Origin of the sequence: Streptomyces sp. NPDC059080 (genome assembly GCF_042739975.1) — a bacterium.
GTDB classification, from domain to species: Bacteria; Actinomycetota; Actinomycetes; order Streptomycetales; family Streptomycetaceae; genus Streptomyces; species Streptomyces benahoarensis.
Window position 1 is genome coordinate 101,349 of record NZ_JBHYGX010000020.1, and the last position, 9,943, is coordinate 111,291.

Below are 9,943 nucleotides of genomic sequence, written 5' to 3' on the forward strand. Positions count from 1 at the left end.
GGGGTTGGCTTTATTTGTTGTTCTTCTCCCGTCCCACAACATCTTTCCCGTCCCCCCCTGCGCTCCCCCTTTTTTTGGGGGGGGGGGCGCCCCCCCCCCCCCCCCGGCCCGGGCCCGGCGCCCCGCCACCCACCATCCGTTGCCCGTGACGGGTGGTTTTGCATATTCCGAGCCCGATGTCCCGGCGGGCTCACAGCAGCGCGAACTGCCCGCCCGGCCCCTCCTCCTGATGGTCGAGCACGGACGCCGGGCGCCGGGCCCGCGCCGGCACCGGCAGCACTCCGGCCGCCCGCAGCTCCGCCACACCGATGCCTGGTCCCTGCGCCGCCTCCTGCCGCAGCGCGGCGCGCTCCGGCTCCGCCTCGGCCAGCAGCGCCAGTACGGTGACCAGCTCCAGCAGCTCCGTCGTCCACTCCGGCGACCAGCCGTCCGGGCCGAGCGCCGCCAGCGGCTCCTGAGCGCCCGCCCCGGCCGTCGCCGACCGCGCCGCGCACCACGCCTCAAGGACCCGCACCCCGTCCGCATGGTACGCCCACGCGCCCGCCGGTACGGGGGCGATCCGCCCGGCGCCGAGCAGCAGCGCCTCCTCGTCCGCGTCGTACGCGCAGGTCGCGGGCAGACCGCGGGGCGGCAGCGCGGCGCGGACGTACGGGCGGCGGCCGCCCGGCAGCCGGGGCCGGGCGCCCGCCGGGCCGCCGCGACCGTGCGCCCCGCGGGTCTGCAGCCACACCAGCCGCTCCCCGAGCGCCACCCCCCGCTCCCACAGCCCGGTGTCCACGGGCAGCGGGACCGCGCAGCCCCCGGCGGCGGACCGCGCCGCCGCCATCACCCACGCGAGGACGTCGGCGGGCGCCACCGGGCGGCCCAGTCGCTCCGCGAGCAACGCGGTCAGGCCGGGCGCGAGGTTCGGTTCATGGCCGCCGGGCCGCTTGTGGAGCGGGCGGATCCGTCCGCCGCGTCCGGCCGGTGACCGTCCGTCGGGCAGCACGGCCGAGCACAGCAGGGGCGGCGGGTCCGTCTCGCGCGGCTGCGCGGTCCACTCCACGACGAAGAGCTGCCGGGCGTCGGCGACCCGCCACAACTCCGGCCGGGCCGTGTCGATCAGCCGGTGGTCGGGCAGCAGCCACCGCAGATCGAAGCCGCCGTGGGCGAACCGTACCGGCTCGGGGCAGCGGCCCGGCGCGCCCGCCAGCGAGCCGGTCGCCGTGGCCTGGCCGGGCAGCTGCCCGACGGCGGTGTGCAGCGTACGGGCGCGCGACGGGCAGAGCAGCCGGGCGCGTTCGGCCGTGTCATCGGCGGCCGCCAGCGCGTCCCAGCGGCGGCGCAGCACCGCCGGATCGGGGCCGGTGACCCAGGCACGGCCGGGCCGCAGCGGCGGCACCGACCAGGGCAGCAGATCGGACAGCAGTGGCGCATCCTGCTTCGCCGTCACCTGATACCTCCGAGGACGTCCCCCGCCTTCAGGCGGGGGAGGACGTCAAACCAAGCCCTCCCGGACCGTTCGGCCGACCCCGGCATCGTAGGGCGTGCGCGCGAACGCCCCCGCTGCGGGCGGACGGCGGGACGCCGAAGGCTTGGGCCCGGTGCGGCGTCGTGGACGCGCCCCGGGCCTGGAACGGATCTGACGCGGGACGTGTCCCGGTGGCTCAGTCCGCGTCCAGCGTGACGGTGAACGAGAACCGGTCGCCGCGGTAGTGGATGTGCGTGACGTCGACCGCCCGGCCCGACTCGTCGTAGGTGATGCCGGTGTAGTGCAGGATCGGGCTGAGCAGCGGCACCCGCAGCAGCCGGGCGGTTTCCGGGTCGGCGAGCCGCGCCTCGACGGTGTCGGTGATCCGGCTGATGCGCACGCCGACGGTGTCCCGCAGCACCTTCGTCATCGGCCGGTGCGCCAGGTCGGCCGGGTCGACATGGGCGGCGACCTCGGGGTGGACGTAGTTGCGGGCGTGGTTGGTCGGCTCGCCGCTCTCCTCGTCGCTGCGCAGCCGGACGTACCCGGCGACCTCCCGCAACCCCGGGAAGAATTCCGCGAGTTCAGGCGGGACCGGCACCGGCCCGTGCTCCAGCAGCCGGGAGGTCATCCCGGACTGCTGGGCCACGATCGCGTCCACCGAACCGAGCAGCCGCACCGGGGCGCCGCGCCGGGCGCTCGGCTCGATGAACGTGCCGCGCCGCCGGTGCCGGCTGATCAGCCCCTCCGTCTCCAGCTCCTTCAACGCCTGGCGCATGGTCAGCACGCTGACGCCGTAGTGCGCGGCGAGCGCGTCCTCGGTCGGCAGCCGCAGCGGCGCGTCCGGGGAGCGGCCCAGTATGGAGGCGCGCAGCGACTGCGAAACCTGATACCACAGGGGCAGTTTGCGGTTCAGGGCGATCGAGTCGGGAGCGAAGGTCGTCACAGGGCGTTCCCCGGTGTCACGGGCGGAAGTGGCGCTGGAGACCCTGCCATACGTCGTCATAGCCGCGCTGCAGGTGGTCGGCATCCCTGGCCTGATCGGTCAGCGTCAGCGGCCAGCGGGTCTCGAACATGAAGGCAAGACCGTCGTCGATCTTCTGCGGCGCCAGCTCCGCCGCGCTGGCCCGCTCGAACGTCTCCCGGTCCGGTCCGTGCGCCGACATCATGTTGTGCAGTGAGCCGCCGCCGGGCACGAACCCGCCCCGCCCGCCGGTCTTGGCGTCGTACGCGCCCTCGATCAGGCCCATGTACTCCGTCATCACGTTGCGGTGGAAGTACGGCGGCCGGAAGGTGTCCTCGCCGACCAGCCAGCGCGGCGCGAAGACGACGAAGTCCACCCCGGCCAGCCCCGGGGTGTCGGACGGCGAGGTGAGGACGGTGAAGATCGACGGGTCCGGGTGGTCGTAGCTGATCGACCCGATGACGTTGAAGCGGTGCAGGTCGTAGACGTACGGGACGTGGTCGCCGTGCCAGGCGACGACGTCGAGCGGCGAGTGGTCGTAGGTGGCGCTCCAGAGGTTGCCGCAGAACTTGTTGATGACCTCGACGGGCCGCTCGGTGTCCTCGTACGCGGCGACCGGGGCGCGGAAGTCCCGGGCGTTGGCCAGGCCGTTGGCGCCGATCGGGCCGAGGTCGGGGAGCTGGAACGGGCGGCCGTAGTTCTCGCAGACGTAGCCGCGGGCGTGCGGGCCGGTCAGCACGGCGCGGAAGCGGACGCCGCGCGGGATCAGCGCGACCTCGCCCGGTGCGGCGCGCAGCACGCCGAGCTCCGTGTGCAGCAGCAGCGCGCCGCTCTCCGGCACGATCAGCAGCTCACCGTCGGCGTCGCCGAACACCCGGTCCGTCATGGAGGAGTTGGCGTAATACAGATGCACCGCCATACCGGTGCGCTGGGTGGCGTCGCCGTTGCCGCCGAGCGTCCACAGGCCGTCCAGGAAGTCGGTCGGTTCCTGGGGCTCGGGCAGCGGGTCCCAGCGCAGCCGGTTGGGGTCGGGCACGGAGTCCGTGAACGGCGCGGAGCGCACCCCGCGCCGTGCGACCCGGGCGTACGGCGGATGGGCGGCCGAGGGGCGGATGCGGTAGAGCCACGACCGGTGGTTGTGGGCGCGCGGTTCGGTGAACGCGGAGCCGCTGAGCTGCTCGGCGTAGAGGCCGAGGGGGGCGCGCTGGGGGGAGTTGCGGCCCTCGGGCAGCGCGCCGGGCACCGCCTCGGAGCTGTGTTCGTTCCCGAATCCGGTGAGGTACGCGAGGTCCGGCTCCCCGGCCGCCGCGCCCGTCCGCTCCGTGCCCGTACCTGTCATCGCGCGCTCCCGCCGATTGAGGAATCCTGGAATCCTATGGGAAACCCTAGGATTGGCGGGGTGGGGCGTCAACGGAGGCTCCCGGCCGGGGTGGCCGGATCTGGGCTCCCCGCATCTCTGTGCAACGGCTGTCGGCCGCACCCGCTCCGCCGCCGGGTACGGCCATCCGGGTGACTTCCGGTCACCTCGCGGATCACCGGGCAGGATGGAGGGGTGCAGCAGCCCACTCCGCTCCGCCGCGTTCCCGTCCAGCGCCGCAGTGCCCAGCGCCTGGCCCGCATCCTCGACGCCTGTGCCGAAGAGCTGGAGGAGGGCGGCTACGACGGCCTGAGCACCCGCGCCGTCGCCGGGCGCGCCGGGGTGCCGATCGGCTCCGTCTACCGCTTCTTCCCGCACAAACGCGCCATGGCCGAGGCGCTCGCCGGGCGCAACCTCGACGCGTACGCCGACCGCATCACGGCCCGGCTGGCCGCCCCGGACGCCCCGGGCGGCTGGCGCGGCGCGATGGACGTGGTCGTCGACGCATACCTCGCCATGAAGCGGACGGTGCCGGGCTTCGCGCTCGTGGAGTTCACCGTCCCGGCACCGCGCGACTCCCGCCAGGCCAACCACGCTGTCGCCGACCGCCTCCTCGGACTGCTCGCCGCGCCCCTCGCGCTGGACGCCGCCGACGAACGGCTGCGCACCGTCTTCCTCGTCGGCGTCGAGGCGGCCGACTCCCTCCTCCAACTCGCCTTCCGGGTCAGCCCGGAGGGCGATCCGCTCATCGTCACCGAGACGAAGGAGCTGCTGCGCAGCTATCTGGCCCGGTACCTCGACGAGTGAGCCGGAGGCGGGTGTGGTGGTGCCCGCCCCGGCCCATGTATCCGTTTCCCCTTCGTGACCTGGTGTTTTGCTCGTATTGCTCGCATGTCAAGACCTTGTTAACGCGAGTTTCGGCCACCTAACGTCACCTCGACCGCCATCCCGGCGGGTGTTCAAGGGCGAACGTGAGGTACTCCCGTGCTGACAATCCTCGGATTTGTCATGATCGCTACCTTCTTGGTGCTGATCATGATGAAGAAGATGTCGCCGATGGCGGCGCTCGTACTCATCCCCGTGCTGTTCTGCGTCCTCGTCGGAAAGGGCGCGCACCTGGGCGATTACGTGATCAAGGGCATCGGCGACCTGGCCCCCACGGCCGCGATGCTGATGTTCGCCATCATCTTCTTCGGCGTCATGATCGACGTCGGGCTCTTCGACCCGATCGTCCGGGGCATCCTGCGGTTCTGCAAGGCCGATCCGCTGCGCATCGTCGTCGGTACGGCGGTGCTCGCCGCGATCGTCTCGCTGGACGGCGACGGCTCCACCACGTTCATGATCACGGTCTCCGCGATGTACCCGCTCTACCGGCGGCTCAAGATGAGCCTGGTCGTCCTGACCGGCATCGCTGCCACCGCCAACGGCGTGATGAACACCCTCCCCTGGGGCGGCCCGACGGCCCGCGCCGCCACCGCCCTCAAGCTCGACGCCGGTGACATCTTCGTCCCCATGATCCCGGCCCTCGCCTGCGGCCTCGCCGCCGTCTTCGCCCTCGCGTACGTCCTCGGGCGCCGCGAGCGCAAGCGGCTCGGCGCGCTGTCCTTCGACGGCGCGGACCAGCCGGCGGAGAACGCGGTCGCGACAGCCGAGGCCGAGGAGACCGAGCAGGTCCTGACCGGCGCGGGCACCGGAACCGGGCACGCCGCGGCGGCTCGTACGGCGCCGGCCTCCGGTGGTACGGACATCACCACGGGCGCCGCGGACGCCGCGGACGACGGCTTCCAGGGCCTGGACCCGCACCGCGCCACCCTGCGGCCCAAGCTCTACTGGTTCAACGCCGCGCTCACCGTCGCACTGCTCACCCTGCTGATCCTCCAGACCCTGCCGATCCCGGTGCTCTTCCTGATCGGCGCGGCCCTCGCCCTCACCGTCAACTTCCCGCAGATGAACCTCCAGAAGGAGCGCATCGCCGCGCACGCCGAGAACGTCCTGAACGTCTCCGGCATGGTCTTCGCCGCCGCCGTCTTCACCGGCGTTCTCACCGGCACCGGCATGGTCGAGCACATGGCCCGCTGGCTGGTCGGCAACATCCCGGACGCGATGGGTCCCCACATGGGCCTGGTCACCGGCGTGTTGAGCATCCCGCTGACGTATCTGATGTCCAACGACGGCTTCTACTTCGGCATCGTCCCGATCCTCGCCGAGGCCGGTGCCGCCCACGGCATCGACCCCGTCGAGATCGCCCGCGCCTCCCTCGTCGGACAGCCGCTGCACATGTCCAGCCCGTTGGTCCCCGCGGTCTTCGTCCTCATCGGCATGGCCCGCGTCGAATTCGGCGACCACACCCGCTTCACCATGAAGTGGGCCGCGCTGACCTCCCTCGTGGTGCTGTGCGCGGGACTTCTGATCGGCATCATCTAGCTAGGCCGGTACCGGAAAGCAGGTCCCGGGGGCGGTCCTCTCGGCCACCGACACCCTCACCACGTACCTCCCGGTGGCGGCGAGGGCCGCGGATCGCCCCGACCGCCCTCGGCCTGCTGCCGACCGGCAACCGTCTCGGCCGGTTCGCCGCGCCCGGACCGCTCAGGCCGAGGCCGCGGACCCGCCGGTCTCAGGCCGCCGCGGCGACCTGCGTCTCCGCGCCGTCCGTGCCGTCCGCGCTGTCGGCGCCGTCGGTGGGTGCCGCCGCGTCCGGGCGGCGCAGCCGCGGGAAGGCCGGGGCGGCGACCAGGAAGACCAGCGAGACGAGGACGAACGGCCAGGTGAAGGTGTGGCCGCCGGACGGGGCGAAGAGCGCCGCCATCGCCGAGCTGAGGCCGGTCGCCGCGGCCGCCGCGACCACCGCGTAGCCCAGACTCCAGGCGTCGGCGACGAGGAACACCCCGCACAGCGCCATCGTCACCAGCACCGCGTTGTACCCCATGGTGCCCTCGGCGACGTCCGCGGCCGGTGCGCCCAGCGCCCAGGCGGTGACGATGCCCACCACGCTGCCCACGCAGGCCATCACCCCGGCCCGGCGGCTGGCCACGAAGATGCCGACGAGGAAGATCAGACCGACGTACCACTGCGGCATGAAGAAGATCTGCGCGAAGTCGGCGAAGAAGGCGTGCCAGAGATCGGTCCAGCTCAACGTGGTGGGGCCGCCCGCCGGGTGGGTCAGGGCGGCGAGCCCCTCGCCGTTGTGCCAGATCCGCTCGAAGCCGGGTGCCGCGATCGTCATGGAGCTGGCCATCAGGCAGTACGGCAGCGTGAACGTCGGCAGGTCCCAGGTCGCCAGGACCCGCGCGGCGGCGCCGGTGACGACGGTGACCACCGCGCTCCCGGCCAGCGCGAGCAGCGCGGTGGAGAGATGGCCGGCGCCGAGGAAGACGGCGAAGCCGACCGCGACCAGACAGGCGTTGAAGCCTTCGAGGCCGGCGGTGATCCGGTCCCGGGCGACGCCCAGCAGCCGGGCGGTCGCCGTGCCCACCGCCGTACCGAGCAGACCGTAGACGCCGTACTGCCAGCCGGAGGCGAACAGGGCGACGGCGAAGATCGCGCCGGTAAGGGCGTGGGGCAGGAAGTCGACCTGCGCCTGGCCGCGCAGCACCGCCAGCGCGAACTCCCACAGCCGCCTGCCGGGGGCGGCCGAATCCGGTTGCGGCGCGGCGCCCTCCCTCGTGTCCCGCTGGCCCACGATGCCTCCCCACACCCGAAATGCCCCTGCCGGTCAGAGGCTGGTGCACTCTACATCTAAGAGGTGTGAGGGCCGGGGCGAGGGCCCGCGCGCGGCGACGTGGCTACCGACCGTGCGGGGTGAGCCGCGGATGGTGCAGCGCGAGCCCGTCGACCAGCGCCACCAGCCCGGCCTCGAACGCGCCCTCGTCCACCCGGCGTTGATGCTCCGGCAGCAGATGCGCCTGCCCGAGGTGCGGATAGGCGTCCGGATCGTACGCGCCGGGGTCGTCGACGAAGCCGCGGGCGAACGAGCCGAGCGCGGAACCGGCCACGAAGTAGCGGACCATCGCACAGACCCGGGTCGCCTGAGCCGGGGGCCACCCCGCGTCGACCAGACCGCCGAACGCCGCATCGGCCATCTTCAGCCCCGCCGGACGGCGACCGGGTCCCTGCGCGAGGAACGGCACGATGTGCGGATGCGCGGCGAGCGCGGCGCGGTACGAACGGGCCCAGCCCAGCAGCCCGGTCCGCCAGTCGCCGTCCGCGAAGGCGGTGACGTCGACCTGTGCGATGACCGTGTCGGCGACCGCGTCGAGGAGCGCGTCCTTGGTCGAGAAGTGGTTGTAGAGGGACGGGCCGCTCACCCCCAGCTCGGCGGCGAGCCGCCGGGTGGAGAGCGCCGTCAGCCCTTCCGCGTCGATGAGCGCCAGCGCCGTGGCGACGATCCGGGCGCGGCTCAGCAGAGGCTTGCGGGGGCGGGCCATGCCTCACATGGTAGAGGCCGCCCCGCCGCTGACCAGCGGTGCCGAGTGGCTGCCTGGTGGGGATGCGCCGACCGGCGTACGGGTGCTCCGGCCACCCGGCCCGCGGCGCCCCGCGAATATGTGCTAAGCGTCCGCTCACCCGCGCGGTAAGGTGTGCGGTCCGTCCGTGGAGGGTCCGTGGCGGAGGAAAAGCGGGGTGTGCGATGGACGCGGAGGCACGGGAGGCGGCGGGTGCCGGCGACGAGTGGGCCGATGTGGCTCCGGACGCCGCACGGCGCCTGGTCCGCGCCGCCGTCGAGGCGTTCGCCGAACGCGGCTACCACGCGACCACCACCCGCGACATCGCGGGCCGCGCCGGAATGAGCCCCGCCGCGCTCTACATCCACTACCGGACGAAGGAGGAACTGCTCTACCGCATCAGCGGCATCGGCCACGAGAAGGCGCTCGCCATCATGGACGAGGCCGCCGCGGCCGACGGCAGCGCCACCGAACGGCTCGCCGGAGCCGTCCGCACCTTCGTCCGCTGGCACGCCGAGCACCACACCACCGCCCGGGTCATCCAGTACGAACTCCAGGCGCTCGGCCCCGAGCACTACGCCGAGATCACCGCGCTGCGCCGCCGCACCGACCGGCTGCTGCGCCAGATCATCCAGGACGGCGCGGACTCCGGGGAGTTCCGCGCCGACGACGTCCCGGGCACCACCCTCGCCGTGCTGTCGCTCTGCGTGGACGTCGCCCGCTGGTTCACCGCCGACGGCCGCCGCACCCCCGACGAGGTCGGCGTCCTCTATGCGGGGCTGGTCCTGCGGATGGTGGGCGCGGGCGCGGAGTGACGGCCTCCGTGTGACGGCCTCCATGTGACGGCCTCGGGGTGAGGTGACGGGCGGCGGGCCTGGGGCGGGCGCCCATGCGCTCGCCCCAGGCCCGCCGCCGCCTCAGAAGGTGAACCGGCTGACCGACTCCGCCACGCACACCGGCTTTCCGCCGCCCTCGCGCTCGATCGTCACCGCCGTCGTCAGCTGCACCCCACCGGGCACCTCCGTGACCTCCGCGATCCGCGCGGTGGCCCGCACCCGCGAGCCGACCGGGACGGGGGCAGGGAAACGGACCTTGTTGGTGCCGTAGTTGATGCCCATCGTGACGTTGTCGACGCGCATCAGCTGCGGGACGAGGGCGGGCAGCAGCGACAGCGTCAGATAGCCGTGCGCGATGGTGGTGCCGAACGGTCCGGCCGCCGCCTTCTCCGCGTCGACATGAATCCACTGGTGATCACCGGTGGCCTCGGCGAACTGGTCGATCCGCCGCTGATCGATCTCCAGCCAGTCGCTGGGGCCCAGCTCCTCGCCGACCGCGGCCCGCAGCTCGTCGAGCGATCCGAACACCCGGGGCTCTGCCATCCCGTCCGCCTCCTGAAGTTTCCCGCGCCGCCCGGTCACGCCCTGCCGGGCGCCCGTCGTCGCTGACCGTGTACTGGCTGATCCCTGCGCCACGTCTCTGTGCTAAGCGCTTGCTCAGCATGCGGAGTGTGCGTGCTGCTGTCAACGGACCGGCGGGGGCCGGGGTGGGTGCCGGGCTCGGTGGACGGCCGCCCGGTGTCCGGTGCCCAGGGCGTGCAGGGCGTCGCGCGCCAGGCGGGACTTTGCGGACACGCCCTAGCTTGATCTTTAACCTGTGCGGCGTGGGCGAGGAGTCGTGGACTTCGTCGTTTTCGGTTTGGCAGCTGTTTTGCGGACTGTGTGCACGTCGTG

Annotated in this window: 9 protein-coding genes; 3 read left to right on the forward strand and 6 right to left on the reverse strand. The window is 72.9% G+C overall.

The features are described 5' to 3' along the window. Positions 1–190: 190 nt before the first annotated feature. From ACFWWQ_RS17800 to hmgA, 3 genes are all read right to left on the reverse strand, one after another. Positions 191–1,432, reverse strand: a complete 1,242-nt coding sequence (locus ACFWWQ_RS17800) for a type ISP restriction/modification enzyme (protein ID WP_384597098.1) — start codon at positions 1,430–1,432, stop codon at positions 191–193. A 214-nt stretch (positions 1,433–1,646) separates the two neighbouring features. Continuing rightward, positions 1,647–2,396, reverse strand: coding sequence for a GntR family transcriptional regulator (locus ACFWWQ_RS17805; protein ID WP_384597100.1), 750 nt, complete (start codon positions 2,394–2,396; stop codon positions 1,647–1,649). Positions 2,397–2,412: 16 nt separating this feature from the next. After that, a complete protein-coding gene (hmgA, locus tag ACFWWQ_RS17810; protein ID WP_384597102.1) occupies positions 2,413–3,753 on the reverse strand; it encodes a homogentisate 1,2-dioxygenase in 1,341 nt (446 codons plus the stop codon). A gap of 213 nt (positions 3,754–3,966) precedes the next feature. Here hmgA and ACFWWQ_RS17815 point away from each other — a divergent pair, with 213 nt between their 5' ends. Both ACFWWQ_RS17815 and ACFWWQ_RS17820 read left to right on the forward strand, forming a co-directional pair. After that, positions 3,967–4,578: a TetR/AcrR family transcriptional regulator gene (locus ACFWWQ_RS17815; RefSeq protein WP_384597104.1), complete on the forward strand. Its 612-nt coding sequence runs from the start codon at positions 3,967–3,969 to the stop codon at positions 4,576–4,578. Between the two features lie 177 nt (positions 4,579–4,755). Then, on the forward strand, positions 4,756–6,195 hold the full coding sequence (locus ACFWWQ_RS17820) for a CitMHS family transporter (RefSeq protein WP_384597106.1): 1,440 nt from the start codon (positions 4,756–4,758) through the stop codon (positions 6,193–6,195). Between the two features lie 190 nt (positions 6,196–6,385). Here ACFWWQ_RS17820 and ACFWWQ_RS17825 read toward each other — a convergent pair whose 3' ends face one another. Further along, entirely contained in the window at positions 6,386–7,450 is a 1,065-nt protein-coding gene (locus tag ACFWWQ_RS17825; RefSeq protein WP_384597108.1) for an urea transporter, read from the reverse strand. Positions 7,451–7,553: 103 nt separating this feature from the next. Continuing rightward, positions 7,554–8,195, reverse strand: coding sequence for a TetR/AcrR family transcriptional regulator (locus ACFWWQ_RS17830; RefSeq protein ID WP_384597110.1), 642 nt, complete (start codon positions 8,193–8,195; stop codon positions 7,554–7,556). A gap of 203 nt (positions 8,196–8,398) precedes the next feature. Between ACFWWQ_RS17830 and ACFWWQ_RS17835 the strand changes: the two genes are divergently transcribed. Beyond that, a complete protein-coding gene (locus tag ACFWWQ_RS17835; RefSeq protein ID WP_384597112.1) occupies positions 8,399–9,028 on the forward strand; it encodes a TetR/AcrR family transcriptional regulator in 630 nt (209 codons plus the stop codon). A 102-nt stretch (positions 9,029–9,130) separates the two neighbouring features. On the opposite strand, the gene ACFWWQ_RS17840 is transcribed toward ACFWWQ_RS17835, so the two are convergent. Next, positions 9,131–9,592, reverse strand: a complete 462-nt coding sequence (locus ACFWWQ_RS17840) for a MaoC family dehydratase (protein ID WP_384597114.1) — start codon at positions 9,590–9,592, stop codon at positions 9,131–9,133. Between the last annotated feature and the right edge of the window lie 351 nt (positions 9,593–9,943).

Bases quoted from the DNA above. Each gene is read 5' to 3' on its own strand.
- ACFWWQ_RS17835 (WP_384597112.1), top strand. From the start codon at position 8,399: ATGGACGCGGAGGCACGGGAGGCGGCGGGTGCCGGCGACGAGTGGGCC.
- ACFWWQ_RS17840 (WP_384597114.1), bottom strand. From the start codon at position 9,592: ATGGCAGAGCCCCGGGTGTTCGGATCGCTCGACGAGCTGCGGGCCGCG.
- ACFWWQ_RS17830 (WP_384597110.1), bottom strand. From the start codon at position 8,195: ATGGCCCGCCCCCGCAAGCCTCTGCTGAGCCGCGCCCGGATCGTCGCC.
- hmgA (WP_384597102.1), bottom strand. From the start codon at position 3,753: ATGACAGGTACGGGCACGGAGCGGACGGGCGCGGCGGCCGGGGAGCCG.